Origin of the sequence: Arthrobacter sp. MP_M4 (genome assembly GCF_035984855.1) — a bacterium.
Lineage (GTDB): Bacteria > Actinomycetota > Actinomycetes > Actinomycetales > Micrococcaceae > Arthrobacter.
In genome coordinates this window covers 1-25,738 of sequence record NZ_JAXCHX010000017.1, presented here as the reverse complement: position 1 = coordinate 25,738, position 25,738 = coordinate 1, and the positions used below count along the sequence as shown (strand labels likewise).

Here is a 25,738-nt window from a genome sequence, read left to right as displayed (position 1 = left end):
CCTACAGCCCTACGGATGCCAGCAGGTGGCCGACTTCCTGCTTGCCGAGGTTGCGGATGCTGCCTTGGCGCTGGTCGCCCAGGCCGATGGGACCAACCTTGACGCGGACCAGGCGGAGCACGGGGAAACCGACGGCATCAAAAAGACGCCGTACGATCCGGTTTTTCCCGGAGTGCAGCACTACCTCGATCAGCACATGTCCCGGGGTGGAGTCGACGAGTTTGAAGGAGTCCACCGAGGCGATGCCGTCTTCGAGTTCGACGCCGGCCTTGAGCTCGGCACCGATGCCCTGCGGGAAGGGCCCGCGGACCTGCACGAGGTAGGTCTTGGGGACTTCGTAGGAGGGATGGGTCAGGCGGTTGGCGAGCTCGCCGTCGTTCGTCAGGAGCAGCAGGCCCTCGGTGGCGACGTCGAGACGGCCGACGTGGAAGAGGCGTTCGCCGTGGTGGTTGCGGACGAAGTCACTGACGCAGGGACGTCCGTCCGGGTCCTCCATGGTGGAAACGACGCCCTTGGGCTTGTTGAACACCATGTAGACCATGTTTTCGTCGAGCTGGATGCGCAGGCCATCCACGTGGATCACGGCGGTCTTCGGGTCGACGCGGACGCCGAGTTCGGTGACCACCTGGCCGTCGACCTCCACACGGCCTTCGGCGATCATCTCCTCACAGACGCGCCGTGACGCGACGCCGGCCGAGGCCATGACTTTTTGCAGGCGGGTGCCGTCCTGGTCGTGAAGCTCTGACTGGGGCACGTCGGCACGGGGTCCGCGCTTGCGGGCCGGCTTGCGCACTGGTCCGAGGTTCTGGCCGAAGCGTTCGCTGCCGAAGGCGCGGGGCCCAGCGGACTTAGCGGCGCCCGTGCGCGGCTTGGGTTTGAGGGCGCCGGGGGTACCGGGGGCCCTGCCGGAACCGGGCTTGCGGGCGGCGGCCTTGCGGGCCGCTTCCTTGCCGGAAGGGGCCTTGGACTTCCAGTCCCCGGAGGCCGGACGGCCGGCGGCCGGGGCGCCGTCGGGGCCCTGCAGGTCAGGGTCGATGAAGGCTTCTTCGCGCGGTTTGGGCCGCTTGAAGGGGCGGTCGCTGCCGCCCTTGAAGCCGGCTCCGCCGCTGCGGTATCCGCCGCCCTGCCCGCTGCGGCCTGCGCCCTGCGCTGAGTTTTGTCCGGCACTGTTGCGTCCCGAACCGTTACGTGGTGAACCCTGGCGTCCCGCCTGTGTCATGACCCGTCCTTCGTTATTGGCCTGCGGCCGCTGTCTCCCGACAACACCCGCCGGCTGGGGCAAAAAGCTTCTGCCCCGGTGGATTCCGTGCGCAGGCAGTGGTTCCCGCCTACATTCTTGCTGCGTCATAAAACTCTTCGATGCCCTCAAGCCCCGGAAGATGGGGTGAAAGTTGCGGCAACTCCGCTACCGAGCCGATTCCCATCCGCTCCAGGAAATGCGGCGTCGTCCGGTACAGGAGGGCCCCGGATTCGGGATCCGTTCCCGAGTCCTCGATCAACCCCCGCTGTGTCAGCGTCCGCACGACAGAGTCAACGTTGACTCCTCGAATTGCCGACACCCGCGCCCGTGAAACGGGCTGGCGGTAAGCGATGACGGCGAGCGTCTCAAGCGCCGCCTGCGTCAGCCTGGCGCTCTGTCCCTCCAGCACGAACCCGCCGACGACGTCGGCAAACTCAGCGCGCGAGTAGATCCGCCAGCCTCCGGCGATATGCCGCAATTCAAAACCCCGGGGGGTGGAGGTGAAACCGATGGAACTGGCGTCGTCCACAGCCGGGGCATTAACAGTATAGCCGTTATACTCCCGTTGCAGGTCCGCCAGCAGGGCCTCGACGGCGTCGACGGTCACGTCCAGTCCTGCGGCGAGCTCGGTCGCGGTTGCCGGCTGATCGATGACCATCAGGACAGCCTCAAGGGCCGCGCGGGCGCCGCCCGGGAGGCTCTCGACACCGGGACCCCTGGACGCTGCCGGATCGGATCCGGTGCGGGCGGGGGCATCGGTCATGGCTGTTCCTCGTATTCTTCGCTCAGGTGTTCGCTGCTCCAGGGCCCGGCAGTGGCGGTCCACCGCACTGTCAGGTCCCCCAGGGGGAGCAGTTGCTCGAACGAAACCGTGTGGTCCCGGAACAGCTCCAGCAACGCCAGGAAGCGTGCCACCACGACGAGCGTGGATTCGGCGTCGGCGACCAGGACCCGGAAAGTCAGCGGGGAGCCGCGCTGCAGCCGGCGGCCCAGCAGTTCGGCCTGTTCCTTAACGCTGACGGGGCTGCCGTGCAGGTGGGCCAGGCCCACCTCGGTGGGCGCCGCCTCTTTCGGCCGGAGCGCAGCCTCGGCCAGGGCCGCAAACTGCTGGGGGGTGTGCCGCCAGAGCAGTTCCGGCAGCAGCGCTGCAAAATGTCCCTCCAGGGCCACCTGGCGCGGATATCGACCGGCCTCACGTTCGAGGGTGGAGCCGAGCATGCCGGCCACCTGCTTGAACGCCTTGTACTGCAGGAGCCGGGCGAAAAGCAGGTCCCGGGCCTCCAGCAACGCGATGTCGTCCTCGTCCTCCACGTCACCGGCCGGCAGCAGCCGGGCTGCTTTGAGGTCGAGCAGGGTGGCCGCGATGACGAGGAACTCGCTGGCTTCATCGAGGGCCCATTCCTCACCAAGGTCCTGCAGGCCCTTGGTGTATTTGATGAACTCGTCGGTGACGGTGGACAGCGCCACTTCCGTGATGTCCAGCTGGTGTTTGGAAATCAAGCCCAGCAGAAGGTCGAACGGGCCGGTGAAGTTGGCCAGCCGGACCTCGAAACCCGGTTTCCTGCCGGCCGGACTGTGCTCCGCCGTCGGAGTCCCTGTTTCTGCCACGGTCCTGACTAGGGTGCGCCGCCGCGCGAAATGAGCTCTTTGGCCAGGTTCCGGTACGCGTCGGCGCCGATGTGGTTGCCGGCGTAGCTGGTGATGGGCTCTGCGGCGACGGTGGCATCCGCGAACTTGATGGACCGTTTGATGACGGTTTCAAAGACCTTGTCGCCGAAGGCCTCCACGAGCCGGGAGATGACCTCGCGGCTGTGCAGGGTGCGGGCGTCGTACATGGTGGCAAGGACGCCATCGACCTGGAGCCGCGGGTTGAGCCGGTCCTGGACCTTATCGATGGTCTCCACCAGCAGGGCGACCGCGCGCAAGGCAAAGAATTCGCAGATCAGCGGGATGATGACGCCATGGGAGGCCGTCAGTGCGTTGACGGTCAACAACCCCAGCGAGGGCTGGCAGTCGATCAGGACGACGTCGTAGTCATCCTCGACTTTCTTCAGCGCCCGGTCCAGCACCTGTTCGCGTGCGACTTCGTTGACAAGCTGGACTTCCGCGGCGGAGAGGTCGATATTGGCCGGAAGCAGGTCCAGGTTCTCGACGCCGGTCTTGTGGATGGCGTCACGGATGTCCACCTTGCGGTCCATCAACACGTTGTAGACCGTGAGGTCCAGTTCGTGCGGGTTGATGCCGAGCCCGGCCGACAAGGCGCCCTGCGGGTCGAAGTCCACTACCAGCACACGGCGGCCGAATTCCGCCAGCGCGGCGGCCAGGTTGATGGTGGAGGTGGTTTTCCCCACTCCGCCCTTCTGGTTCACCATGGCGATAACCCGCGCCGGGCCGTGGGACGACAGTGGCGTAGGCTCCGGAAACTCGCGGTGAGGGCGCCCCGTGGGGCCCATGACGGCGTCTTCCAGATCGAGTCCGGTGCCTTCCAGAGTTGCTGAACCCTGTTCGCTGCTCACGTATCTATCCACACTTTCGATGACGGTGATGGTGGTGCTTGTAGCGCTCCGCTGAAGATCCAGCATGGAGCTTATTCCTCCCAAGGTTACAGCGCCCGACACGGTAATCCACGAACCTTGACAGCGTCTCTTGCCTGAGCCTCAACCCTCTGGTAGAAGTCTAACGTTCCGACCGCGGCACGGAAAACCGCCCGGAGGCCTTGCGGCGTCCGGGCGGTCCGGTGCGGTCCGGTGCAGCTCAGGCGTTGGCCAGAACCGGCTGCTTGGGTGCTGCTTCCGCGCCAATCTCACCGTGGCCGGCGATCATGGTCTGCTCGTTGAAGGGCTCGTTGCCGGAGAGGACGCGCTCGACCTGTCCGCCGTCGATCTCCTTGACCCACGTGCCGATCAGCACGGTGGCCACGGCGTTGCCGGTGAAGTTCGTCAAGGCCCGGGCTTCGGACATGAAGCGGTCGATGCCCACGATCATGCCCACGCCGCCCAGGAGCTGGGGCGCATGCGCCTGGAGTCCGGCGGCCAGCGTGGCCAGGCCGGCGCCGGTGACGCCGGCGGCACCCTTGGAAGCGATGATCATGAAGATCAGCAGCGACACCTGCGCACCGAGGTCCAGCGGGGTGCCCATGGCGTTGGCGACAAACAGTGAAGCCATTGTCAGGTAGATCGCGGTGCCGTCCAGGTTGAAGGAGTAGCCGGTGGGAACCGTGACACCGACAACGGGCTTGGACACACCGAGATGTTCCATTTTCGCGATCAGGCGGGGCAGCGCAGCTTCGGAGGAAGAGGTGGAGAAGATCAGCAGGTATTCGCGGCCCAGGTACTTCATCAGCCGGAAGATGTTGACGCCGGCGACAATCTTGAGCAGGCCGCCGAGGATCACGACAATGAAGAGGGCGCAGGTGATGTAGAAAGCAATCATCAATGTGGCCATGCTGAAGATGGCCTGCACGCCGGTGGCGCCGACGACGGCGGCGATCGCACCGAAGGCGCCGACCGGGGCCAGCCACATGATCATGACCAGGATGCGGAACACGAGGGCCTGGGCGTACCCGATGGTTTTGAGGATGGGAGCGCCCTGCTTGCCCATCTGCTGGAGGGCGAAGCCCACCAGCAGAGCGGCGAGCAGCGTCGGCAGGACCGGGATGTCGCCCGGGATGATGCCCAGCAGGAAGTCGACCGTGCTGTCGGTGGCAGCCTTCTTGTTCGGGTCATAGGGTGCGAGCTTGAGGCCCTCGCCCGGATGGATCAGGTTGCCAACGACTAGGCCGATGGCCAGCGCGAAGGTGGACATCACCATGAAGTACCCGAGGGCCAGGCCGCCGACCTTGCCCACTGTGGCCGCCTTGGCGATAGAACCGATGCCCAGGACGATGGTGCAGAAAATGACCGGGCCGATCATCATTTTGATGAGTTTGATGAATCCGTCACCCAGCGGCTTCAGGGACTTGCCGACCTCGGGGAACATCAGCCCGACGAGGGCGCCCAGGACGACGGCCACGATGACCGCGATGTAGAGATAATGGGACTTGTCGAGCCTCTTGCGCTTCTTGACCGGCGTCGCGACCGTTGCCGCTGACTCTCCTCGTTGAGAGGTCATGGTGTTCTCCTTGGATAGGCTGGACGTTGGTGCGGCACCGGCTGTGGGCCCATCGCGTCCGTTCTGCGTGTTCCACCATCATTGGGGATTCAGTGACGCGCATCACCGTTGCGTTCATATTGGTCATGGAGGGTGTTGATGATCCACCGCTGGAGCATCGCCAGGCGGCTCTTCGTGGCGCACCTGCTCTTTATCCTCAGCTTGACGGCCGTCGTCGGCACGGCCACTTTTGTCGATGCACGCGACCATGCCTACGACGAGGCCGGCCGCAGGATGGCCGCCGTCGCAACGGCGGTGGCGGACAACCCGCTGGTGCTGGACGCGGCGAGCGCTGCAGATCCTGCTGCCTTGCTGCAGCCGTATGCCTTGAAGGTAATGGCGGACGCCGACGCTGATTTCATCACGATCATGGCACCGGACCGCACCCGGTGGACGCATCCCCGTGAAGAGGAACTGGGCCGGCCGTACATTGGTTCGATCGACGCCGCCCTGCAGGGCCAGGTGTTTACCGAGATCATGGCCGGCACCCTGGGCCCCTCGGTGCGGACCATCGCTCCGGTCAAGGACGCAGAAGGCACGGTGCGGGCACTGGTGGCGGCGGGCGTGACCGTCCGCACCGTGGACGTTGCCGTCTCCGGCCGGCTGCCGGCTCTCATCGCGATTGCGCTGGCCCTGCTGGTCGGCGGATCGGTGGCGTCCTGGCTGTTGGGGCGGTATTTGCGCCGGGTCACCCGCGGCTGGGGCCCCGAGCAGCTCGCCCAGCTCTTCGCGTACTACGAATCGGTTCTCCACTCCGTGCGGGAGGGCGTCATTCTCATTGATCCCAAGGGCAAGGTCGTCATGTACAACGACCAGGCCGCGGAGTTGTTGGAACTTCCGCCGGGCGCGTCCGACGCCGGCGGCGCGTCCGGAGGCGGCGGGCGGACCGCGCCGTCGCTCGCTGAGCTCCCCCTGGCCCCCAGCCTGAGGGAGCTTTTCGAGTCCGGCCGGACAACGCTGGACGAGATCCACCTGACCGGCCCGCGGATCCTTGTGGTGAACCAGGGTCCCGCCATCGGACCCCGCTCCGCCGGCGGACGGACCAGCCCGGCCGTTTACGGGACTGTAGCCACGATCCGAGACCGCACGGAAATCGAATCCCTGGGCAGCGAGCTGGAGACCATGCGCACCCTCTCCGATGCCCTGCGCGCCCAGACCCATGAGCACGCCAACCGGCTCCACACGATCGTGTCGCTGATGGAGCTCGGACGCGGCACGGAAGCACTGGCGTTCGCCACCCAGGACCTGGAGCTGAGCCAGCGGCTGACCGATGACCTGGTGAGTTCCCTGGACGAACCCGTGCTGGGAGCCCTCATCATGGGCAAAGCCGCCGAGGCGCATGAGCGGGGCGTCGAACTGACGCTCAACGCCGTGGGGAACGGCTCCGGGGAACCGGCTGGAACCGGTCTGGCCGTGCAGGACCTCGTGGCGATCCTGGGCAACCTGCTGGACAACGCGATTGACGCCGCTGCCGAGTCGCCGGCTCCGAAACTCGTGGAACTCACCGTGGAAGCGGGCGCGGAGTCCCTCGACATCACGGTGGAGGACAGCGGGCCGGGCATTGATCCGCAGGCCGTGGAGGCCATTTTCCGGCACGGTTTCAGCACCAAGACACCGGGGCCATTCGGGCGTGGGCTCGGCCTTGCCCTGGTCCGGCAGGCGGTTCAGCGGCTGGGCGGTACCATGACAATCACGAGCCCGGCCGGGGCCCTGTTCCGCGTCACACTGCCGGCGCCGCCGGCAGTGTCGCCGGCTGCATCGCCGGCGACAGTGACCACAGAGGGACAGCAATGAGCGAGATCCGTGTACTCGTCGTCGAAGACGAGCCCATCGCGGCGGCGGCCCACGCCGCCTACATCGGCCGGCTGGAGGGGTTTGTCCTGGCCGGCTCGGCTCCGGACGGCCAGTCCGCTCTCCGCCTCATGACGGACTTCGCGGCCGCTGGCACTCCGGTGGAGCTGGTGCTGCTGGATATGAATCTGCCGGACCTGCACGGGCTCGACATTGCGCGGCGCATGCGTGCTGCCGGGCTGTTCGCGGACATCATCGCCATCACCGCCGTCCGGGAACTGACAATTGTCCGCAGCGCCGTGGCCACCGGCGTCGTCCAGTACCTGATCAAGCCGTTTACGTTTGCAACTTTCGCGGACAAGCTCACCAGCTACCGGCTCTTCCGGCAGCAACTGGCCTCCCCCGCCGCAGGACAGGCAGGTCCCGGCGCCTCGCAGAGCGATGTGGACCAGGCATTTGCCAGCCTGCGGGCTCCGTCTGAGCTGCCGCTGCCCAAGGGGCTCTCCGCGTCCACGCTGGACTCCGTGCAGGACTTTTTGAAGCGCCAGTCCGGTGCGGTGTCCGCCAGCGAGGTAATGGAGGTACTGGGCATGTCCCGGGTGACCGCCCGGCGCTACCTCGAATACCTCGCCGACGCCGGCAGCGTCTCCCGGATGGCACGCTACGGCGCGCCCGGGCGGCCGGAAAACGAATACCGCTGGACCCGGCCGGGGGCATAGGGACCCTGCCGCCGACTCCCCCGCCGTCGGGATGCCAACTCAGCGCCCTGTGCTAGGGCATCATCGGCTTTGACGGCCGCAGGGCCCCGAGGAGCTGGTCTATGACGCCGGCATCCTCAATGGTTGAGGGCACCACGTAGTCGTCGCCGTCGGCGATCTGGCGCATGGTCTTGCGCAGGATTTTGCCCGAGCGGGTCTTCGGCAGCGCCTCCACCACGGTGACGTGCTTGAAGTCCGCGACGGCGCCAATGTCGCGCCGGACCAGGGCAATCAGATCCTTGACGAGGATCTCTTCGGGCACATCCACACCGGACTTCAGGACCACGTAGCCGCTGGGACGCTGGCCCTTGAGGGGGTCCGCGAGCCCGATCACCGCGCACTCGGCCACAGCAGGGTGCTGGCCAATCACCTGTTCCATGGCTCCGGTGGAGAGACGGTGCCCGGCCACGTTGATGATGTCATCCGTGCGGCCCATGACGAAGAGGTACCCGTCCGCATCCCGGTAGCCGGAGTCTCCCGTGGCGTAATAACCCTCAAACGCCTGCAGGTACGAGGAAATGTAGCGCTCGTCGTTGCCCCACAAGGTGGTCAGCGTGCCGGGGGGCAGCGGGAGCGCCAGGACAATGTTGCCCTCCGTCCCGGCCTCAACGTCTTCCCCCGATCCGTCGACAATATTGAGCTTGAAGCCGGGCATCGGGACACTGGGCGAACCCGCTTTGATCGGCAGCCCGTCCAAACCGCGCGGGTTGGCGCAGATGGCCCAGCCGGTCTCGGTCTGCCACCAGTGGTCCACCACCGGGACGTCAAGGATCCGGGAGGCCCAGTGGAAGGTGTCGGTGTCCAGCCGTTCGCCGGCCGCAAACAGGGTCCGCAGACTGGATATGTCGTAGTTCCCCAGCAGCTCGGCCTCCGGGTCGGCCTTCCGGATGGCCCGCAGGGCAGTGGGGGCGGTGAACAGCACGTTGACCTTGTGGTCCTGGATGACGCGCCAGAAGGCGCCGGCGTCCGGGGTGCCCACCGGCTTGCCCTCGTAGAGAACGGTGGTGGCGCCGGCGAGCAGCGGGCCGTACACGATGTAGGAGTGCCCCACCACCCAGCCGACGTCGGAGGCAGTCCACATCACGTCGCCGGGGCCGATGTCATAGATGTTTTCGAGGGTCCAGCTGAGCGCCACTGCGTGGCCGCCGTTGTCCCGGACCACGCCCTTGGGCGTACCGGTGGTTCCGGAGGTGTAGAGAATGTACAGCGGGTCGGTGGCCTGAACATCCACCGGGGCTGCCGGAGCGGCGGTGGCCATTGCGGAGTCCCAGTCGAGCCAGCCGGCGTGGTCGGCCGCTGCGGAGAGGAAACCCTCCCGGCCCTTGACCAGGACCGGGGTTTCCGGCACCCCGGCCAGGCCCAGGGCTTCCGCGACGGCGGGAAGGTACTCGATCCGGCGCGAGGGCTCGATTCCCCCGGAGGCCGTGACCACCGCTGCGGGCGCCGCGTCACGGATCCGTGCGGCGAGTTCCTTGGGGGCGAATCCGCCGAAAACGACGGAGTGGACAGCCCCGAGCCGGGCCGTGGCGAGCATGGCGATGGCCGCCTCGGGGATCATCGGCATGTAGATGACGACGCGGTCGCCCTTGCCCACCCCCTGGCTGCGCAGGACCCCGGCGAACCGCGCCACGAGATCCGTCAGCTCGGCGTAGCTGAATCGTTGCTGCGTGCCCAGCATGGCGGAGTCGTAGATAAGGGCGTCCTGCCCGCCCCGCCCCTCCTCGACGTGCCGGTCCAGCGCGTTGTAGGAGGTGTTGAGTACGCCGTCGGGAAACCAGTTGTACAGCGGCGCCCTGCCGGAATCGAGCGCTTGCTGCGGCGGAGTAGTCCAGGAGACCTTGTCCGCGGCTTCCAGCCAGAATGCTTCGGGCGTATCCAGGCTACGTGCGTAGCTGTCCTGGTAGTTCTTGGTAACCATGAAGATGAGTCCCGTCCACGACGATGTGATGGAGCTCATGGTAGTCCCGGCGGCGCGTTCAATACAAGACGTGTGTATACATGACATCCGGTAATTCCGCGTTGAGCGGGGATACACTGGGCAAATGCTGCCCCCGTGTATACACTGGACATCGTTACCCACCAAAGGAGCTCGGATGCGCGCCAGCGACAAGGCCTACGCGGCCCTGCGCGAGGACATCATCGAGTGGCGCCTCCTGCCCGGGACTGTCCTCGCGGAAGTAGAGCAATCCGAACGGCTGGGCATCTCCCGCACCCCGCTGCGGGAGGCCCTGAGCCGGCTAACCGCGGAGGGCCTGACGACGACGGCGGGCGGCCGCGGCGTCGTCGTCACCGATATCTCCCTGGACGACATCGACGAACTGTTCGAACTGCGGGAAACGCTCGAGGGCAAAGCCGCGGCGCTGGCGGCCGAACGCGGCGACGCCGTCACGTTCGAACAGCTCCGCGACGAGCTGCGCCGGGCCCCCGCGCTGATCAGCGGCGATGACCCCGCCCGGCATGACTACTACTCTCTGGTGGGTCGACTGGACGCCGCCATTGACGTCGCCATCAAGAACTCCTACCTCGCCCAGGCGATGCGCGGCCTGCGTGTCCACCTGGTCCGGGTCCGGCGGTTGGCGGCGGACGACGCCGAACGGCTCACGGCCGCCGCCGCCGAGCACGCCGCCATTGCCGAGGCGATCGCCGCCGGAAACCCGCGCCTCGCCGAGGCCGCCACCACCCTTCATCTGCACCGCAGTCTGTCCCATGTCAAAGCCACCCACGAACCCCACTAACTAAGGAGCATCATGGTCAAGGAACACCACGTCCGCGTTTACAAGAGCGAGGAAAACCTGCCCCGCGAGGACCAGCTCGCGTTCAAGATCGCCACGGTGGCCGCGGATCCCGTCGCCGTCTCCGACGAGGTCACCGACATGGTGATCAACCGGGTGATCGACAACGCCTCCGTCGCCATCGCCTCCCTGAACCGGGCACCGATCATCGCCGCCCGCGCCCAGGCCCTGACCCACGGCCCCACCACCGGCGGCAAGGGCTCGAAAGTTTTCGGCATCGAAGAGCGCGTCGCGCCCGAATGGGCAGCCTGGGCCAACGGCGTCGCCGTCCGCGAACTCGACTACCATGACACGTTCCTCGCCGCGGAATACTCCCACCCCGGCGACAACATCCCGCCGATCCTCGCCGTGGCCCAGCACGTCGGCTCCACCGGCCGGGACCTGATCCGCGGGATCGCCACCGGCTATGAGATCCAGGTCAACCTGGTCAAGGCCATCTGCCTGCACAAGCACAAGATCGACCATGTGGCGCACCTGGGCCCCTCCGCCGCCGCCGGCATCGGCACCCTGCTGGGACTCGACGTCGAGACGATCTTCCAGTCCGTCGGCCAGGGGTTGCACACCACCACCGCCACCCGGCAGTCCCGCAAGGGTGAGATCTCCACCTGGAAGGCACACGCGCCCGCGTTCGCCGGCAAGATGGCCGTCGAGGCCGCGGATCGTGCCATGCGCGGCCAGACCTCCCCTGTACCGATCTATGAGGGCGAAGACGGCGTCATCGCGTGGATGCTTGACGGCCCGGATGCCTCTTACACCGTGCCGCTGCCGACGCCTGGCGAGGCCAAGCGGGCCATCCTGGACACCTACACCAAGGAACACTCCGCCGAATACCAGGCCCAGGCGTGGATCGATCTGGCCCGCAAGCTCCACGGCGAGCATCCGGAGGTTACCGACCCGGCCAACGTGGACTCCGTGCTCATCAAGACCAGCCACCACACGCACTATGTGATTGGTTCCGGCGCCAATGACCCGCAGAAGTACAGCCCCACTGCGAGCCGCGAAACGCTTGACCACTCCATCCCGTACATTTTCACCGTGGCCTTGCAGGACGGCGCCTGGCACCACGTGGATTCCTACGCCCCGGAGCGCGCGGCCCGCCCGGACACCGTGGAACTCTGGCACAAGGTCACCACCGTCGAGGATCCGGAATGGACCCGCCGTTACCACTCCCTGGACATCGCCGAGAAGGCCTTTGGCGGCACCGTGGTGATCACCCTCAAGGACGGCACGGTCATCACCGATGAGATCGCCGTCGCCGACGCGCACCCGCTGGGCGCCCGGCCGTTCGCACGGGAACAGTACGTGCACAAGTTCCGCACCCTCGCCGCCGGCGTCGTCGACGAAGCGGAAATTGAACGCTTCCTGGCCGCCGCCGCACGCCTGCCCGAGCTGGCCGCCGGTGAGTTGGACCAGCTCAACATCCGGGCTGCCGACGGCGTGATCGACCTGGCAGCAGCACCGAAGGGACTCTTCTAATGCTGTATTCGAAAGTCACCGCCGAGCAGAAGCGGATCACGTTCCGCGAGCTTCTGGCGTCCGGGACGATCCAGCAGTTCCCGGGCGCATTCAACCCGCTCTCGGCCCGGCTGATCGAGGAAAAGGGCTTCGCCGGGGTCTACATCTCCGGTGCCGTGCTGGCCAACGATCTGGGCCTGCCGGACATCGGGCTGACCACGCTCACCGAGGTGGCCACCCGTGCCGGGCAGATTGCCCGCATGACCGATCTGCCGAGCATCGTTGACGCCGACACCGGCTTTGGTGAGCCGATGAATGTGGCCCGTTCTGTGCAGGAACTCGAGAACGCAGGCCTCGCCGGCTGCCACATCGAAGACCAGTTCAATCCCAAGCGCTGCGGTCACCTCGACGGGAAGAACGTCGTGGACCTGGACACCGCCACCAAGCGGATCCGGGCCGCGGCCGACGCCCGGCGGGACCCGAACTTCCTGATCATGGCCCGGACCGATATCCGTGCCACCGACGGGCTCAAAGCCGCGCAGGACCGCGCAGTGGCTCTCGTTGAGGCGGGGGCTGACGCCATCTTCCCTGAAGCCATGAAGGATCTTAACGAGTTCCAGGCCATCCGGGACGCCGTCGACGTGCCGATCCTGGCCAATATGACCGAGTTTGGCCAGAGTGCCTTGTTCACGGTGGAGCAACTCGCCGGCGTCGGCGTCAACATGGTCATCTATCCGGTGACCCTGCTCCGTAGTGCCATGGGCGCTGCGGAGCGTACGCTGGAGACGATTAAGGCTGACGGTACCCAGGAAGCCCAGGTCGGGAACATGCTGACCCGGGCGCGTTTGTATGACCTCGTCGACTATGAGTCTTACAACAGCTTCGACACCGGGGTCTTCAATTTCCAGATCCCCGGCCAATAAGCCCCGCATCGGACTTCCGGCTCCGGCCGGTTCGACAGGCGACAGGAACAAAGGAGTTTCAGCAATGGCTGAACAAGACATCAAAAAGGGCCTCGCCGGCGTCGTGGTGGACTACACCGCGGTCTCCAAGGTGAACCCCGACACCAACTCACTGCTCTACCGCGGCTACCCTGTGCAGGAGCTGGCCGCCAAGTGCAGTTTCGAGGAAGTCGCCTATCTGCTCTGGAACGGTGAGCTGCCGACTCCCGAGCAGCTGGCGGAGTTTACGGCCCGGGAACGCGCCGGGCGGGCTTTGGACCCTGTCATCAAGCAGGTCATCGATGCGCTGCCCACCACCGCGCACCCGATGGACGTCTGCCGGACTGCGGCCTCCGTGATGGGCGCCCGGCACCCGCTGGCCGAGGACTCCTCGCGTGAGGCCAACATGGCAAAGGCCGTGGATCTGTTTGCCGCGATGCCGGCGGTGGTCTCCTATGACCAGCGGCGCCGTCACGGTGAGGAGGTCGTGGCTCCCCGGGAGGACCTGGATTACTCCGCGAACTTCCTATGGATGGCTTTCGGTGAAGAGCCTGTACAGGAGGTCGTGGAGGCTTTCAACGTCTCGATGATCCTTTACGCCGAGCACTCCTTCAACGCCTCGACGTTCACGGCCCGGGTGATCACCTCGACGCTGTCGGACCTGCATTCGGCCGTGACCGGGGCGATCGGCGCGCTGAAGGGCCCACTGCACGGCGGCGCGAATGAGGCAGTCATGCACACGTTCGACGAGATCGGCATCCGCCCTGAGGAGTCCCTGGACGAGGCCGCCACCCGCGCGAAAGCCTGGATGGAAGACGCCCTGGCCAAGAAGAAAAAGGTCATGGGCTTCGGCCACCGGGTCTACAAGCACGGCGACTCCCGGGTACCCACCATGAAGGCCGCCCTGGACAAGATGATTGCGCACTACGGCCGTCCGGAACTGCTGGGGCTGTACAACGGTCTGGAGTCGGCGATGGACGAGGCCAAGTCGATCAAGCCGAACCTGGATTACCCCGCCGGTCCCACGTACCACCTCATGGGCTTCGATACCCCCACCTTCACTCCCCTGTTCGTCGCCAGCCGCATCACCGGCTGGACCGCGCACATCATGGAGCAGCTGGACTCGAACTCACTCATCCGCCCCTTGAGCGAGTACAACGGCGTCGAGGAACGGCACCTGCACTAGGGCGCGAACATCTGGTGAGCGCCGGCCAGCCATACAGCGGCGCGCCAACGATGAACGGCCGGTCACCTTCGGGTGACCGGCCGTTCATCGTTGGCTCCTAGTTCTGCATCTCCAGGCTGAGGATCATGGCCTTGAGCTTCCGATACTCGGGTGTCAGCAGGTAGGCCTTTGCCTCGGCCATCGAGTTGAAGATGGGATCATCGTGCCGGGGGCTCTGGGATGCCCTGTCCGCGAAGGATAGTGGGCCCCGGGGTGCGCCGGCGACGAAGGAGGACATCAGGCAGCTGTCCTGCAGCTGGCCGCTGACGTTGTCGACCAGCCCAATCTGGTAGTCGAAAGCGCCGCCGTCGGCCTGCATATCGAGCACCCGGTAGGAAAACCGCACACCGGCCGCGGTTGCCCACGGGTTGTCCAGGACAGGGGCGGTGTCCAACTCGGTCATCGGGTACGGGCCCGGGCCGCAGGCGCCGCCGGCCCCGCCGGCTCGGCCGTGGTTGAGCTCGGCAACCTGCATCCTGGCTTCGTTGAACACAACAATGGAGGTTCCCGGAGAACCGGCGGTCCGGGCTGCGGACTCTTCCACCGTCCAGCCGTCGGGCAGAGCGAAGGAGGCCCCGGCTGAGGCACTGACGTAGCGCCCGTTGGTGGTTCCGGAAACTGCACCCGCCGGAGGCTGGACGCCCGGGCTGGCACTGGGCTGGACAGTCGGAACACTCAGGCTGGCCGTTGGCCGGACGCTGGGGCTCACCGGGGCAGCACTGCTCGCTGCCGCCGCGCGCGGCGCCGAGGCGGAAGGAACCGCCTCACTCCCGGCGGTCACGGCCGGCGCCGGGCCCTGGCCCGGGCCCGGGCCCGGGCCGCAGGCCACCAGGGCACCGGCCGCAACCGTTGCGACAGCGCCGCCCACGAACGCCGCAATCCAGGGCCGCCGGCGTCGGGCGGCTGCGGGGGCGGCGGAACCAGGCGGCAGTGTGTCCTCGCTGAAAGCGGCTGTTCCTGTGCTGCTTTTGCTGGTCTGGGTGTTGGTCGAGTCCATGTCAGTCCCCCGGTAGCCTTGATTGTCCGGATTGCAGGCTATCGGCACTGCGAAGCGCTGAGGTTCACGGCTCGCCGAAAGCGTCTGAGTGGATACCGGGCTCAGCCCGGGGTCGAAGAATTCCGGACCGACGCAACGCTCTCGTTGTCCTCGTTGAGGACCACCACGACGTCGATCCTGCCGCCGGCCAGCGCCGGCGGCAACCAGTGCTCTGCATCCTGCCACATCAGATGCAGCGGAAGGGCTGCGACATCGAACCACTCGGGTGTGATTTCCGGACTTTCTGCGGGCTCGCCCTCCCAGCGCCGGGTGGTGAACAGCCGGCACGACATGTTCCACTCCGACCGTGCCGGGAAGATGAACTCCACCAGTCCCGCGTGCGCCAGATCTTCCTGCCGGACGACGACGCCTGCTTCCTCCCGGACTTCCCGGACCACGGCTTCGGCATCAGTCTCGCCTGCTTCGACGTGGCCGCCGACCCCCACAATCTTGCCGGTGCCGAACCCGGTCCGTTTCAGGCCCAAGAGGACCTCGGTGCCGGAGCCGGCGTCGCGGAGGAGGAAACAGAGTGTGACCGGAGTGGACGCCATGAATCCAGCCTATAGCGGGCCCGGCGAAGCAGGAGTGCCGAGGCCCTACCCCAGCGCCCTCGGATGGGCGGCAGCGTAGATTTCCCGCAGTGTGTCGGCTGTGACCAGGGTGTAGACCTGCGTGGTGGTGACCGAGGCATGGCCGAGCAGTTCCTGGACCACCCGGACGTCGGCTCCGCCCTCAAGCAAATGCGTGGCGAAGGAGTGCCGCAGGGTGTGCGGCGAGACGTCCTTGGTGATGTTTGCCTTCTCTGCAGCTGTCTTGAGAATGGTCCAGGCGCTTTGCCGGCTGATCCGTCCGCCGCGGGCGTTCAGGAACAGCGCCGGGGTCCCCTTTCCCTTGGCGGACAGCAGGGGGCGGCCGCGGACGAGGTAGGCGTCAAGCGCGCGGGCACCGAAGGAGCCCAGCGGGACCAGCCGCTCCTTGGAACCTTTGCCGAACAGCCTGACGATCGGGGGCCCTTCGTCCCCGGCGGCGTCGAGGGAGATGTCGTCGACGTCGAGCCCGACGGCTTCGCTGATACGGGCGCCGGTGGAATAGAGGAACTCCAGCAGGGCCCGGTCCCGGAGGCCGGTGGCCGTATCGGTGCCCACCGCCTCCAGGATTCTGGTGACCTCGTCGACGCTGATGGCTTTGGGCAGTCGCTTTCCGGGCATGGGCGGGTGGACGTCACTCGCCGGGTCGGTAGGCGTGACACCTTCGAGTGCCCAGAATTTGTGGAGTCCGCGCACGGCCACCACTGTCCGGGCCGCCGAGCGGATACCCAGGGCAGAGCCGCCGTCGGACCCGTCGGAAAGGGCGCGGACGAAACCGGTGACATCGTGCCGGGTGATCTCACCAGGGCGCTGCCGGCCGGTGTGGGCGAGATGCCGGGCGTAGCGTGCCAGGTCCCGCCGGTATGCGGAAAGTGTGTTCGCCGCCAATCCTCGCTCCACCCCCATGTGCTGGAGGTAGTCCGTCATGGCGCGGTCGATCGCCGTGGGGGTCCTGACCGGGGCTTCCGGTGCGGTGATCAGCGGTTCTGTCATCAGCGCTGGCTGGGATGAGCAGTCCACGGCGCGTCGCCGGGGCGGAGGCTCTTGAAGTCCCCGGCACGGGCGGCTGCGGCGGCCAGGACCCCGACGACGGCGGACGGGTTGTGGAGGCGACCCTCCAGCACCGCCAAAACAGCTGCGTCGAGGGGGATCCAGTGGAGCTCGATTTCGGCTTCCTCGTCGGTGCGGACATGGAGTTCGTGGCCGGGCACACCGCTGAGGTCCCGGGCGAGGTAGATGCGGATGGCCTCACTGGAGGAACCGGGGGAATTGAAAAAGTCGGCCAGCACGTTCCACCGGCCGGCAACAAGGTCCGCTTCCTCGGCGAGTTCCCTCGCCGCACCGGCCACGAAGTCCTCGCCTTCGACGTCGAGGAGCCCGGCCGGGATCTCCCAGAGGTCCATGCCGACGGGGTGCCGGTACTGCTTGATCAGCAACACGTGCCCGTCCTCATTCATCGGCAGTATGGCGACGGCACCGGGGTGTTCGATGTAGTCGCGGACGAGCGGACCGCCGTCGTCGTTGAGCTGGAACGTGTCGCTGACGACGTCCCAGATCCGGCCCTTATAGACCGTTTCGGACGACAAAAGACGGCGCGGGCTCGGTTCATCCGAAACCAGCCGTGCAGCATTGGGGGTCTCAGACATACCGGGCATCGCGCCGTCCTTCGATTCTGGGGAGGTTACTTTAACTCTGCCGGAGTCGCCTTGGCAGCAGCCTTGGCGGTAGAAGACGGCTGGCCGCCGCCCTTCTGGTGCTGCAGTGCTGCCTTGACCAGCCCGGAGAACAGCGCGTGCGGCCGGGTGGGGCGTGAGCTGAGTTCCGGGTGCGCCTGGGTGGCTACGTAGTACGGGTGGACTTCGCGGGGAAGTTCCACATACTCCACCAGTTTGCCATCGGGCGAGGTTCCGGAGAACACCAGGCCCTTGGCTGCGATCTGCTCGCGGTACTTGTTGTTGACCTCATAGCGGTGGCGGTGACGTTCGCTGACCTTGGTGGTGCCGTAGGTCTCGGCAACGACAGACCCTTCGTCCAGCTTGGCTTCGTACAGGCCCAGACGCATGGTGCCGCCGAGGTCACCCTTGCCGTCGACGATGTCCAGCTGCTCTTCCATCGTGGCGATCACGGGGTATTTAGAAGCCGGCTCGAACTCGGAGGAGGAAGCACCCTCCAGGCCGACGACGTTGCGGGCGTATTCGATCACCATGCACTGCAGGCCCAGGCAGAGACCCAGGACCGGGAGCTTGGATTCCCGGGCGTACTTGAGCGCACCGAGTTTGCCTTCCAGTCCGCGGATGCCGAAGCCGCCGGGGACACAGATGGCGTCCACTCCCGCCAGGGTCTTAAGCGCACCGTCGTGGGTGTCGCATTCGTCCGAGGGCACCCAGCGGATCTTGACCTTGGTGTCGTTGGCGAAGCCGCCGGCCCGCAACGCCTCGGTCACGGAGAGGTAGGCATCCGGCAGGTCGATGTACTTGCCCACCAGGGCAATCTCCACCTCGTGCTTGGGGTTGTGGACCGCGTCGAGGAGCTTGTCCCAGCTGGTCCAGTCGACGTCCTTGAACGGCAGGTCCAGGGCGCGGACGATGTAGGAGTCCAGGCCCTGGGAGTGCAGCGTCTTGGGGATGTCGTAGATGCTGGGGGCGTCGGGGCAGCCGATGACGGCGTCGATGTCGACGTCGCACATGCGGCCGATCTTGTCGCGCATCGGCTGCGGGACGTCGCGGTCCGACCGGATCACGATCGCCTCGGGCTGGATGCCGATGGAGCGAAGCGCGGCAACGGAGTGCTGGGTTGGCTTGGTCTTCAGTTCCTGGGACGGGCCAATGTAGGGCACGAGGGAGACATGCAGGAAGAAGACATTTCCGCGGCCGATGTCCTGGCGGACCTGGCGGGCGGATTCGAGGAACGGCTGCGACTCGATGTCGCCCACGGTGCCGCCGATTTCGGTGATGATGACGTCGGGGGCGTGCTTGCCCTCGGCGGGAAGCCGCATACGGCGCTTGATTTCATCGGTGATGTGCGGGATGACCTGGACGGTGTCGCCAAGGTACTCGCCGCGGCGTTCCTTGGCGATGACGGTTGAGTAGACCTGGCCGGTCGTGACGTTGGCCGAACCCTCGAGGTTCTCGTCCAGGAAGCGTTCGTAGTGGCCGATGTCGAGGTCCGTCTCGGCGCCGTCGTCGGTGACGAAAACTTCGCCATGCTGGAAAGGGTTCATCGTGCCCGGATCCACGTTCAGGTAGGGATCGAGCTTTTGCATAGTTACAGACAAGCCGCGTGCCCGCAGGAGGTGACCGAGGCTCGAAGCCGTCAGTCCCTTACCGAGCGAGGACGCCACACCACCGGTTACGAAGATGTGTTTGGTCGTCTTGGACGAGCCCGGAAACCGGGAATTTACACGGGAATTTGATCGCTGCACCACGGAGTTCGAGCCTATCATCGATTCGGCCTTTCAAGAGTCGGTTGGCGGCATCCCGCTGGAATTGTGGTTGCCCTGTGGGTCCGCCGTTTCCGGTATTCAGGCCTGCTGCGGCAGGAGCCTGGCGTCGTCCAGCAGCTCCCGGGCGTGGGCCTGCGCGGATTCGGAATCCTCCTGGCCGGCGAGCATCCGGGCCAGCTCCCGGACACGCTCCCCGGCGTCGAGGAGTTTGACGTCACTGGAGGTGAAGCCGGTCGCCGTCGCTCCGTCAGCTCCCCGCACCGAGGTTTTGGTGACCCGGATGTGATGGTCGGCGAAGGCCGCCACCTGCGGCAGGTGGGTGACCACGAGAACCTGGACATGCCGGGCCAGCATCGCCAGGCGTCGGCCGATCTCGACGGCGGCACGCCCGCCCACGCCGGCGTCCACCTCGTCGAAGACGAACGTGGGAACAGGATCGACGGCGGCCAGCACCACCTCGATGGCGAGCATGACGCGCGACAGTTCACCGCCGGAGGCACCCTTGCCGAGCGGACGGGCGGGAGCGCCTGAATGCGGCTGCAGCAGGAACGAAATCTCGTCCGCACCATACGGCCCCGGCTGCCCGCCGGATTCGATGGTGATCACGAGCGTGGCGTCAGCCATCGCCAGGGCCTTGAGTTCGGCGCTGACGCGGGCGGAGAGGTCCTTGGCGGCCTTTTTCCGCAGCTTGCTGATTCCCGCGGCCCGCTTGACCAGCTCCGTCCCGGCACTCGCCACGGCGGCGTCCAGCGCCTCGATCCGGCTGGAGTCGTCCTGGAGTTCCAGGAACCGCTCCCGGGACTGTTCGGCCCACACCAGCACTTCGTCGATGCTGGGGGCGTATTTCCGCACCAGCTTCGCGAGGGCCGCCCGGCGGTCTTCTATCTCCGCGAGCCGTTCCGGGCCCTCGGTATCAAGGGACGTCTGGTAGCTTGCGAGTTCGGTGGCGATATCGTTGAGCAGGAACCCCACCTCTGCCAGCCGTCCGGCCGCGGACCCGAGTTCCTCGTCGTGTTCCGCGACGTGTTCGAGGGTGCGCTTGGCGGCATCGACCAGCGCCGTGGCGTCATTGCCGTCACCGAAGTCCTCGGCGATGAGTGCCTGGTGCGCGGTCGTAGCAGCGATCCGAAGTTCCTCGACATTGGCGAGTTTGACGGCCTCCGCTTTGAGGGATTCATCCTCCCCTGGCTGCGGATCCACGCCGTCGATCTCGGCCAGGGCAGCCTCGAGGGACTCGGCCTCGCGGAGGCGTTCCCTGGCAGCGCTGCGCAGCTCGTCGAGCTCGGCCTGGCTGGACTTCCACCGGGCATGGAGTTCCTGGTAGGAGCCGAGCTCCACCGCGAGGTTCTGCCCCGCAAACTTGTCCAGTGCCTCGCGCTGGGCCACCGGGCTTTTGAGCCGGATCTGCCCGGACTGGCCATGGACCACCACGAGGGTTTCGCCGATCTCGCCGAGGACACCCACGGGCGCGGCGCGTCCGCCCAGGTACGCGCGGCTGCGGCCGTCCGCGCCCACGCTGCGGGCGAGCAGCAGCTCCGCTCCGCCGTCGAACTCCTCGACGTCAGCGCCGGCCTCTCGGGCGCGGGCCACAGCCGGGTGCCCCGCATCGAGCTTCACCGTTGCCTCGGCCGAGGCGCTCTTCGCGCCGCTGCGCACGGCGCCGGCGTCGGATCGGGCGCCGAGCAGGAGCCCGACGGCGGTCACCACCATGGTCTTGCCGGCGCCGGTTTCACCTGTCACAACGCTCAGGCCGGGGCCGAGGGGCAGCGTGGCGTCGGTGATGACGCCGAGGTCGCGGATTCTCAGTTCTTCAAGCATGGTTCACTTCGCAGTTGATGGATCGGAAGCCTCGCCCGGACCGGCAGGCGGCGGCGTCGAAAGCGGCGGCATCGGCCGGGGCGTGCGGATCACGGGTACCGGCCCGGTGTGGATCGCTGCGGCCTGCGGCATGGGGCCGCGCCAGCCCTGGATGGGCAGTTCAAATTTGCTGACGAGGCGTCCGGAGAACGGCGTCTGGTGCGTGCGCGCCAGCCGGACCGGCGTCGCCGAACGGGTGACTTCCACCCGCGCTCCCGGCGGCAGGTCCACAGACCGCCGGCCGTCGCACCACAGCACGCCCTGCGCGTCAGTGCGGTTGAGGATTTCCACAGCGAGCCGGGATCTGGGCGAAACCACCAGCGGCTTGGCGAAGAGCGCGTGGGCGCTGATCGGCACGATCAGGAGCGCCTCAACTTCGGGCCAGACCACGGGGCCGCCGGCGGAGAAAGCATACGCTGTGGAGCCGGTGGGAGTGGCCAGGACGACGCCGTCGCAGCCAAAGGACGTCAGCGGCCGCTCGTCGACCTCGGTGACCACTTCGAGCATTCGCTCCCGGTTGCCCTTCTCGATCGCTGCCTCGTTCAGCGCCCAGGTGTGCCAGATTTTCTGGCCGCGGACCCAGACCTGGACATCAATGGTCATCCGCTCTTCCACCGTGTAGTCGCGGCTCGCGATCCACTCGACGGTCTGGGCGAGGTCCGCCCTTTCGCTTTCGGCGAGGAATCCCACGTGTCCGAGGTTGACGCCCAGCAGCGGCACATCGACCTCCCGCACCAGTTCTGCGGCGCGGAGGATCGTGCCGTCACCGCCAAGGACCATCACAAGTTCGACGTCGGGCAGCATCACGTGGTCGTGGAGGACCTCGACCGGCTGGTCGAGGCGTCCGAAGAAGCGGACCATGTCGCCGAGTTCGGACTTCAGCATCACCGGAACGATGCCGGAGCCGTGGAGCCGGGCGCACGCTTCCCAGGCAGCCTTGAGGGACTCCTCACGGCCTGTGTGGGCAAGGATGAGGACACGCCTGCTCATCGGGTTCCGCCTTCTAGTGCTTCTAGTCGTTGGGCCAGAGTGTGGTGGGCCAGATCGTTCGCAGTAACCCAGCAACGGCTGCGTCCCGCTCTTCGATCTTAGGCAGGTCTGTTCGAATACCGCGCTTTATCCACAGGAAGTACTCGACGTTTCCATCCTGGCCCGGCAGCGGGCTGCTGGCGAGGCCCTTCAGTTCCAGGCCCGTGTCCATCGCTTCGGCGGCGACTTTGCCGACCGCGAGGCGGCGCTCCCGCTCCGAGGTCACGACGCCGGTGCGGCCCAGCCGGTCCTTGCCGATCTCGAACTGTGGTTTGACCATGAGCACCAGATCCCCGCCGGGCAGGGTGCATGCCGCGAGAGGTGCCAGCACGAGGGTGAGTGAGATGAAGGAAAGATCTGCCACCGTCAGGGCCGCCGGTCCCCCGATCTCCGCGGACGTCATGTAGCGGACGTTGAGTCCTTCGTGGACGGAGACGCGGGAGTCATTGCGGATCACGGGGACCAGCTGGTCATGGCCGACGTCGACGGCCACAACGTGGGCCGCACCGCGGCGCAACAGAACTTCAGTGAACCCTCCGGTGGAGGCGCCGGCGTCCAGGCACCGCTTGCCTGCCGCCGAAACGGCGGGAAACGCGTCCAGCGCGCCAGCCAGCTTGTGCCCGGCGCGGCTGACGTAGTTGTCCTCATCCGCGGCGGCTACGTCGAGGACCGTATGGTCGTGGACCTGCAGGGAGGCTTTGGCCAGCACCTCACCGGCTGAGCTGACCTTGCCTTCGGCGATCAGGCGGGCGGCATGGGTGCGGGACCGCGCCAGCCCACGGCCAACGAGGGCCTGGTCAAGCCTGCTCATGCGTGGATTCCCGTCGGGCAGTGGTGGTGATGGGCTCGTTGAGGGCAGCCAGCAGGTCGTCGTGCAGGCCGGCGTAGATTTCGCCGTGCCGGGCCACGGGCAGGTCCGGCAGGGTACCGAGGCGCTCCAGCACGGCGGCCACGCCGGCGTCCGTGGAGGTGGCCTGCCCGGAGGCATCGGCCTGCTCCCCCGGCGTTGCGGGCCACGTGACCCGGGGCTCGTCCCCGTTGGCGCCGGTCTCGGGGATGTGGTTCGGCTCCGTCATGGTCTCCAGTCTAGGCATCCGGCCATTCGAGGACGGGGGCCAGGGCGGCGGAGGTTTCCGGGTTGGCCGTCCACCAGGCCGAGCACGCCGCCCGCCACGCGTTGAGGTCCCCGGGATCGCCGCTGACGCGGACGCTTCGCCCGTGAACGACTGCGGAGGCCGCGCCGCAGCGGTGCCGGTCGCCGTCGTGCTCAATGGCAGGGTAGGGACGGTAGAGGTCCGTGAGGTCGTTGATGAGGTAGGTGGGCCGTTCCAGGGTGCGGGCGGCCAGGATCGTCTCCCGTGTGTCGACGCCGGTTAGAACTGCCGCCGTGGCGAAGCCGGCGTTGTTGCCGCCAAGGATGTCCGTGTCCAGCCGGTCGCCGACCACCAGCGGCCGGTCCGCTGCCAGGCGTTTGGCGGCAGCATGGAACAGCGGCGCTTCCGGTTTGCCAGCGACCAGGGGACGTTTCCCGGTGGCTGCGGATACCGCCGCGACCAGGGTGCCGTTGCCCGGGGCCATGCCCCGGGTCTGGGGAATGGACATGTCCGTGTTCGTGGCCACCCACAGCGCTCCGCCGGCGACGACGTAGGCGGCTTCCGCGAGGTCCTTCCACCCGAGGTCCGGGTGAAAGCCCTGGACGACGGCGACGGGCCGCTCCGACTCATTGCGGACCGGCACCATCCCCGCCGTTTCAATCTCCTGCGCGAGGGAGTCACCGCCGGTGATCAGGACGCGGGAACCCGCCGGCAGCCGGGACGCCAGCAATTCGGCGGCGGCCTGCGAGGAGCTGACCACCTGGTGGTCCTCCGCCGGCGCGCCGAGGTCACGCAGGTGCTGCGCGACCTGGGCGGGCGTGCGGGAGGCATTGTTCGTAACGTAGCCCAGGCCGACGCCGATCCCGGCGAGCCGGCGCAGCGATTCCACGGCGCCCGGGATGGCGTGCGGGCCCGCGTACACGACGCCGTCAAGGTCGGAGAGGACTGCATCGAAGGCCGCGATCAGCTCCGCGTCTGCCATTCCCGCTCAGCCTTCGGAGCGGTCCGGCACGCGGGAGTCGCCGTCGCCGTCGATATCTTCGTGCGAACGGTCTTCGTGCGAATCGCTGCTGTCAGCGTCGCCGGAGTCAGTCGCGCCGGAGTCAGTCGCGCCGGAGTCATCGCCGGAATCAGGGTCGCTGAGCACCTCGGAGCGGTCCAGGGTGTCCCTTTCGACGGAGTCCTCATCGGATTCCGTGTCGTCGGACTCCCAAAAATCTGATTCGCCGTCGTCTGATTCGTCGTCCACGGCGCTGGCTGCTGCAGCTGTTTCCGGCAGTCCGGCAACCGCTTCGGCGCTGGCAGCTCGGGGCGCTTCCCCTTGCTCAGGGACCTGGGCGGATGTGGCAGAACGCTGCGCTGCCTGGTCGGCGAGTTGCCGGCGCTCCTGCGCTTCCTCACGGGCTTCCTCTTCCTCATCCCAGCCGAGGTCGATGATGTCCGGGTCCTCGGCCACATCGAGGCCGAGGGCGTTCTCGGCGACGGCAGCCTGGCGTTGCCACTTCTCCGATTCGGCCGTGCGGCCCACGGCGGCCAGAGCCTCAGCGTAGGCCCGGAAGAGGCGCGGGCTGTAGGAGAAAGCGCGGTTGATGTCGAGCTGGACGATTTCCAGTTCCGACACGGCAGCGTCGAGCTGGCCGAGATCTGTCCGGGCGCCGGCGGCTACGATGGCAAGCTCCGCCTTGCCGGGGGCGTCGAGGTCCTTGGCTTCTTCAGAGCGCGCCATCTCCAGGGCGCGGTCCGCCCGGCCGAGTCCACGTTCGCAGTCAGCCATGACCGGCAGGTGCATGTTGGACCCGCTGATGCGCCGGTACGTGCGGAACTCGCGCAGGGCTTCGCCGTAGTGCCCGGCGGCGTAAGCGGTGAGGCCCACGGCTTCGCGGACGGCGGCGAGGCGGCCGCCGCGGCGGCTGGCCGCGAGGGCGTGCTGGAACGCCAGCTCAGGCTCGTCATCAATCAGACGGCCGGCCATCACCAGGTGGCGGGCCACCCACTCGGCACTGTTGTCCTCAAGGGTCCTGATCTGGTGCTGGGTGGCGCGATCCAGTTCCTTGCCCGTGACGTCGTCATCGATCTGCGGGGACCGCTCGCGATCGGGACGGTTGGCACTGCGCAGATCCCTGGCGTTAGGCACTCGTACTGGCCGGTCCTCAGGGCTGTCGCGACCGAACTGCCGCGGGCCGGACTCGCCACGGTCAAAGCCGCGTGCGGGACGGTCCTCACGGCTGCCAAACGGCCTGCGATTGTCACGGTCACCATAAGGCTTCCGGTCACGGTCGCCACCGCCGCTGTAAGGCGGCTTCCGGTCCCCGCCGGCACCGCCGGCACCGAAGCTGCGACGT

General features: G+C 67.0%; 24 protein-coding genes. 7 read left to right on the top strand and 17 right to left on the bottom strand.

Annotation, left to right across the window (positions count from 1 at the left end; translation table 11 throughout):
* Position 1: 1 nt before the first annotated feature.
* The 5 genes from RCH15_RS12835 to RCH15_RS12815 form a co-directional block, all read right to left on the bottom strand.
* The gene (locus RCH15_RS12835) at positions 2 to 1,219 is read right to left on the bottom strand and encodes a pseudouridine synthase (protein ID WP_326961055.1); all 1,218 of its coding nucleotides are present in this window, start codon (positions 1,217 to 1,219) and stop codon (positions 2 to 4) included.
* Positions 1,220 to 1,328: 109 nt separating this feature from the next.
* Entirely contained in the window at positions 1,329 to 2,003 is a 675-nt protein-coding gene (scpB, locus tag RCH15_RS12830) for an SMC-Scp complex subunit ScpB (protein ID WP_326961054.1), read from the bottom strand.
* Positions 2,000 to 2,848: a segregation and condensation protein A gene (locus RCH15_RS12825; RefSeq protein ID WP_326961053.1), complete on the bottom strand. Its 849-nt coding sequence runs from the start codon at positions 2,846 to 2,848 to the stop codon at positions 2,000 to 2,002. Before RCH15_RS12825 ends, scpB begins: the two co-directional genes overlap by 4 nt.
* Before the next feature lie 8 nt (positions 2,849 to 2,856).
* Positions 2,857 to 3,756 carry a ParA family protein gene (locus RCH15_RS12820; RefSeq protein WP_326961101.1) on the bottom strand — a complete coding sequence of 300 codons (900 nt, stop codon included), beginning with the start codon at positions 3,754 to 3,756 and terminating at the stop codon, positions 2,857 to 2,859.
* 238 nt (positions 3,757 to 3,994) lie between these two features.
* A complete protein-coding gene (locus RCH15_RS12815) occupies positions 3,995 to 5,350 on the bottom strand; it encodes a cation:dicarboxylate symporter family transporter (protein WP_326961052.1) in 1,356 nt (451 codons plus the stop codon).
* 138 nt (positions 5,351 to 5,488) lie between these two features.
* On the opposite strand from RCH15_RS12815, the gene RCH15_RS12810 reads away from it, so the two are divergent.
* Positions 5,489 to 7,183: a sensor histidine kinase gene (locus tag RCH15_RS12810; RefSeq protein WP_326961051.1), complete on the top strand. Its 1,695-nt coding sequence runs from the start codon at positions 5,489 to 5,491 to the stop codon at positions 7,181 to 7,183.
* Entirely contained in the window at positions 7,180 to 7,899 is a 720-nt protein-coding gene (locus tag RCH15_RS12805; RefSeq protein ID WP_326961050.1) for a response regulator, read from the top strand. Before RCH15_RS12810 ends, RCH15_RS12805 begins: the two co-directional genes overlap by 4 nt.
* A gap of 52 nt (positions 7,900 to 7,951) precedes the next feature.
* Here the strand turns inward: RCH15_RS12805 and RCH15_RS12800 are convergent, their stop codons facing one another.
* Entirely contained in the window at positions 7,952 to 9,856 is a 1,905-nt protein-coding gene (locus RCH15_RS12800) for an AMP-binding protein (protein WP_326961100.1), read from the bottom strand.
* Between the two features lie 175 nt (positions 9,857 to 10,031).
* Here RCH15_RS12800 and RCH15_RS12795 point away from each other — a divergent pair, with 175 nt between their 5' ends.
* From RCH15_RS12795 to RCH15_RS12780, 4 genes are all read left to right on the top strand, one after another.
* Positions 10,032 to 10,673 (top strand): GntR family transcriptional regulator, encoded by a 642-nt coding sequence (locus RCH15_RS12795; RefSeq protein WP_326961049.1) that lies wholly within the window; start codon positions 10,032 to 10,034, stop codon positions 10,671 to 10,673.
* A gap of 12 nt (positions 10,674 to 10,685) precedes the next feature.
* A complete protein-coding gene (locus RCH15_RS12790; RefSeq protein WP_326961048.1) occupies positions 10,686 to 12,206 on the top strand; it encodes an MmgE/PrpD family protein in 1,521 nt (506 codons plus the stop codon).
* Positions 12,206 to 13,108 carry a methylisocitrate lyase gene (gene prpB, locus RCH15_RS12785; RefSeq protein WP_326961047.1) on the top strand — a complete coding sequence of 301 codons (903 nt, stop codon included), beginning with the start codon at positions 12,206 to 12,208 and terminating at the stop codon, positions 13,106 to 13,108. The genes RCH15_RS12790 and prpB overlap by 1 nt, the downstream gene beginning before the upstream one ends.
* A gap of 64 nt (positions 13,109 to 13,172) precedes the next feature.
* The gene (locus RCH15_RS12780; RefSeq protein ID WP_326961046.1) at positions 13,173 to 14,312 is read left to right on the top strand and encodes a bifunctional 2-methylcitrate synthase/citrate synthase; all 1,140 of its coding nucleotides are present in this window, start codon (positions 13,173 to 13,175) and stop codon (positions 14,310 to 14,312) included.
* 97 nt (positions 14,313 to 14,409) lie between these two features.
* On the opposite strand, the gene RCH15_RS12775 is transcribed toward RCH15_RS12780, so the two are convergent.
* From RCH15_RS12775 to RCH15_RS12725, 11 genes are all read right to left on the bottom strand, one after another.
* The gene (locus RCH15_RS12775) at positions 14,410 to 15,348 is read right to left on the bottom strand and encodes a hypothetical protein (RefSeq protein ID WP_326961045.1); all 939 of its coding nucleotides are present in this window, start codon (positions 15,346 to 15,348) and stop codon (positions 14,410 to 14,412) included.
* A 101-nt stretch (positions 15,349 to 15,449) separates the two neighbouring features.
* The gene (locus RCH15_RS12770; protein ID WP_326961044.1) at positions 15,450 to 15,938 is read right to left on the bottom strand and encodes an 8-oxo-dGTP diphosphatase; all 489 of its coding nucleotides are present in this window, start codon (positions 15,936 to 15,938) and stop codon (positions 15,450 to 15,452) included.
* Between the two features lie 45 nt (positions 15,939 to 15,983).
* Positions 15,984 to 16,967, bottom strand: coding sequence for a site-specific tyrosine recombinase XerD (gene xerD, locus RCH15_RS12765; protein WP_326961043.1), 984 nt, complete (start codon positions 16,965 to 16,967; stop codon positions 15,984 to 15,986).
* Positions 16,967 to 17,629, bottom strand: a complete 663-nt coding sequence (locus RCH15_RS12760) for an NUDIX hydrolase (protein ID WP_326961042.1) — start codon at positions 17,627 to 17,629, stop codon at positions 16,967 to 16,969. The genes xerD and RCH15_RS12760 overlap by 1 nt, the downstream gene beginning before the upstream one ends.
* Positions 17,630 to 17,655: 26 nt before the next feature.
* On the bottom strand, positions 17,656 to 19,416 hold the full coding sequence (locus RCH15_RS12755) for a CTP synthase (protein WP_326961041.1): 1,761 nt from the start codon (positions 19,414 to 19,416) through the stop codon (positions 17,656 to 17,658).
* A 78-nt stretch (positions 19,417 to 19,494) separates the two neighbouring features.
* Positions 19,495 to 21,234, bottom strand: coding sequence for a DNA repair protein RecN (gene recN, locus RCH15_RS12750; protein ID WP_326961040.1), 1,740 nt, complete (start codon positions 21,232 to 21,234; stop codon positions 19,495 to 19,497).
* Positions 21,235 to 21,237: 3 nt separating this feature from the next.
* Positions 21,238 to 22,263 carry an NAD kinase gene (locus RCH15_RS12745; protein ID WP_326961039.1) on the bottom strand — a complete coding sequence of 342 codons (1,026 nt, stop codon included), beginning with the start codon at positions 22,261 to 22,263 and terminating at the stop codon, positions 21,238 to 21,240.
* A gap of 22 nt (positions 22,264 to 22,285) precedes the next feature.
* Positions 22,286 to 23,113, bottom strand: a complete 828-nt coding sequence (locus RCH15_RS12740; RefSeq protein ID WP_326961038.1) for a TlyA family RNA methyltransferase — start codon at positions 23,111 to 23,113, stop codon at positions 22,286 to 22,288.
* A complete protein-coding gene (locus tag RCH15_RS12735) occupies positions 23,100 to 23,378 on the bottom strand; it encodes a hypothetical protein (protein WP_326961037.1) in 279 nt (92 codons plus the stop codon). The genes RCH15_RS12740 and RCH15_RS12735 overlap by 14 nt, the downstream gene beginning before the upstream one ends.
* Before the next feature lie 10 nt (positions 23,379 to 23,388).
* On the bottom strand, positions 23,389 to 24,378 hold the full coding sequence (locus RCH15_RS12730; protein ID WP_326961036.1) for an HAD-IIA family hydrolase: 990 nt from the start codon (positions 24,376 to 24,378) through the stop codon (positions 23,389 to 23,391).
* Positions 24,379 to 24,384: 6 nt separating this feature from the next.
* The gene (locus RCH15_RS12725) at positions 24,385 to 25,386 is read right to left on the bottom strand and encodes a hypothetical protein (protein WP_326961035.1); all 1,002 of its coding nucleotides are present in this window, start codon (positions 25,384 to 25,386) and stop codon (positions 24,385 to 24,387) included.
* Between RCH15_RS12725 and RCH15_RS12720 the strand changes: the two genes are divergently transcribed.
* Positions 25,375 to 25,738: hypothetical protein (locus RCH15_RS12720; RefSeq protein WP_326961034.1), on the top strand; the 364-nt coding region annotated here is incomplete at its 3' end. The two genes, RCH15_RS12725 and RCH15_RS12720, sit on opposite strands and share 12 nt — an antisense overlap.

What these genes read in the sequence shown, in the direction of transcription:
- RCH15_RS12745 (WP_326961039.1), bottom strand. Translation starts at nt 22,263, where the DNA reads ATGAGCAGGCGTGTCCTCATCCTTGCCCACACAGGCCGTGAGGAGTCC.
- RCH15_RS12770 (WP_326961044.1), bottom strand. Translation starts at nt 15,938, where the DNA reads ATGGCGTCCACTCCGGTCACACTCTGTTTCCTCCTCCGCGACGCCGGC.
- RCH15_RS12795 (WP_326961049.1), top strand. Translation starts at nt 10,032, where the DNA reads ATGCGCGCCAGCGACAAGGCCTACGCGGCCCTGCGCGAGGACATCATC.
- scpB (WP_326961054.1), bottom strand. Translation starts at nt 2,003, where the DNA reads ATGACCGATGCCCCCGCCCGCACCGGATCCGATCCGGCAGCGTCCAGG.
- RCH15_RS12835 (WP_326961055.1), bottom strand. Translation starts at nt 1,219, where the DNA reads ATGACACAGGCGGGACGCCAGGGTTCACCACGTAACGGTTCGGGACGC.
- RCH15_RS12735 (WP_326961037.1), bottom strand. Translation starts at nt 23,378, where the DNA reads ATGACGGAGCCGAACCACATCCCCGAGACCGGCGCCAACGGGGACGAG.
- prpB (WP_326961047.1), top strand. Translation starts at nt 12,206, where the DNA reads ATGCTGTATTCGAAAGTCACCGCCGAGCAGAAGCGGATCACGTTCCGC.
- RCH15_RS12780 (WP_326961046.1), top strand. Translation starts at nt 13,173, where the DNA reads ATGGCTGAACAAGACATCAAAAAGGGCCTCGCCGGCGTCGTGGTGGAC.
- RCH15_RS12740 (WP_326961038.1), bottom strand. Translation starts at nt 23,113, where the DNA reads ATGAGCAGGCTTGACCAGGCCCTCGTTGGCCGTGGGCTGGCGCGGTCC.
- RCH15_RS12760 (WP_326961042.1), bottom strand. Translation starts at nt 17,629, where the DNA reads ATGCCCGGTATGTCTGAGACCCCCAATGCTGCACGGCTGGTTTCGGAT.
- RCH15_RS12755 (WP_326961041.1), bottom strand. Translation starts at nt 19,416, where the DNA reads ATGATAGGCTCGAACTCCGTGGTGCAGCGATCAAATTCCCGTGTAAAT.
- RCH15_RS12805 (WP_326961050.1), top strand. Translation starts at nt 7,180, where the DNA reads ATGAGCGAGATCCGTGTACTCGTCGTCGAAGACGAGCCCATCGCGGCG.
- RCH15_RS12775 (WP_326961045.1), bottom strand. Translation starts at nt 15,348, where the DNA reads ATGGACTCGACCAACACCCAGACCAGCAAAAGCAGCACAGGAACAGCC.
- RCH15_RS12790 (WP_326961048.1), top strand. Translation starts at nt 10,686, where the DNA reads ATGGTCAAGGAACACCACGTCCGCGTTTACAAGAGCGAGGAAAACCTG.
- RCH15_RS12800 (WP_326961100.1), bottom strand. Translation starts at nt 9,856, where the DNA reads ATGGTTACCAAGAACTACCAGGACAGCTACGCACGTAGCCTGGATACG.
- recN (WP_326961040.1), bottom strand. Translation starts at nt 21,234, where the DNA reads ATGCTTGAAGAACTGAGAATCCGCGACCTCGGCGTCATCACCGACGCC.
- RCH15_RS12730 (WP_326961036.1), bottom strand. Translation starts at nt 24,378, where the DNA reads ATGGCAGACGCGGAGCTGATCGCGGCCTTCGATGCAGTCCTCTCCGAC.
- RCH15_RS12810 (WP_326961051.1), top strand. Translation starts at nt 5,489, where the DNA reads ATGATCCACCGCTGGAGCATCGCCAGGCGGCTCTTCGTGGCGCACCTG.
- xerD (WP_326961043.1), bottom strand. Translation starts at nt 16,967, where the DNA reads ATGACAGAACCGCTGATCACCGCACCGGAAGCCCCGGTCAGGACCCCC.
- RCH15_RS12815 (WP_326961052.1), bottom strand. Translation starts at nt 5,350, where the DNA reads ATGACCTCTCAACGAGGAGAGTCAGCGGCAACGGTCGCGACGCCGGTC.